This is a genomic window from Cupriavidus phytohabitans, from assembly GCF_017815025.1.
In the GTDB taxonomy this organism is placed as follows: Bacteria; Pseudomonadota; Gammaproteobacteria; order Burkholderiales; family Burkholderiaceae; genus Cupriavidus.
The window spans coordinates 1-313 of sequence record NZ_JAGIQB010000289.1; the positions used below are offsets into that span (position 1 = coordinate 1).

General features: G+C 65.8%; 1 protein-coding gene. It reads right to left on the reverse strand.

Features of this window, described 5'->3' with window-relative positions; genetic code table 11:
- Nucleotides 1-23: 23 nt before the first annotated feature.
- Nucleotides 24-313: hypothetical protein (locus J8I34_RS34525; protein ID WP_209808657.1), on the reverse strand; the 290-nt coding region annotated here is incomplete at its 5' end.

A 313-nucleotide genomic window follows, 5' to 3' on the forward strand; every position in this document is an offset into this window, starting at 1 on the left:
CGTTCCAGCGGGAAGGCCCGGCATCACGAACCCACTCCCAGCAAGCTCGCCAGCACGAGCTGCAGGACATCAGGCTCGGGCTTGCCTTCGAAACACACGCGCACGCCACGACATTCGATGACGAGCCCGGACGATCCAATCGGCGCCGGCATCGGCCCCGATGCCATCTCTATGGGCAGGAATAGTTCGGCCGGCTCGGATGCAGACGCCGCGGCCCGCTCCTGATCCCGCCGCCGCTTCGACACAAGATTCGCGTTCAGGCCATGCGCTCGTGCAACTTCTGCCAGTGAGCGCGTCGGGTCCCGTGTATCGG